Source organism: Nocardioides sp. CPCC 206348, from assembly GCF_048654705.1.
GTDB lineage: Bacteria > Actinomycetota > Actinomycetes > Propionibacteriales > Nocardioidaceae > Nocardioides.
In genome coordinates this window covers 16,614-16,837 of the sequence record NZ_JBMCZA010000173.1, presented here as the reverse complement: position 1 = coordinate 16,837, position 224 = coordinate 16,614, and the positions used below count along the sequence as shown (strand labels likewise).

Below are 224 nucleotides of genomic sequence, written 5' to 3'. Positions count from 1 at the left end.
CAGCTCGGGCACAACATCAACTTCTTCATGAACGTGCCCGTCGACTCGGCCGGGAACCTGAGCTTCGAGGACGGTGTCTCCGCTCCTGGGAAGTACGTCGAGATCGTCGCCAGCCGCGACATCCTGGTGCTGATCAGCAACTGCCCCCAGCTCAACAACCCCTGCAACGGCTGGAACCCCACACCGGTGCAGGTGCTCGGGTGGTGGGAGGCATGACGGGCCTG

The 224-nt window shown here is 63.8% G+C and carries 1 protein-coding gene; it reads left to right on the top strand.

The genetic code is table 11. From position 1 onward, the window contains the following. Positions 1-216: DUF1989 domain-containing protein (locus tag ACOADB_RS13730; RefSeq protein WP_378599506.1), on the top strand; the 216-nt coding region annotated here is incomplete at its 5' end. Positions 217-224: the final 8 nt, after the last annotated feature.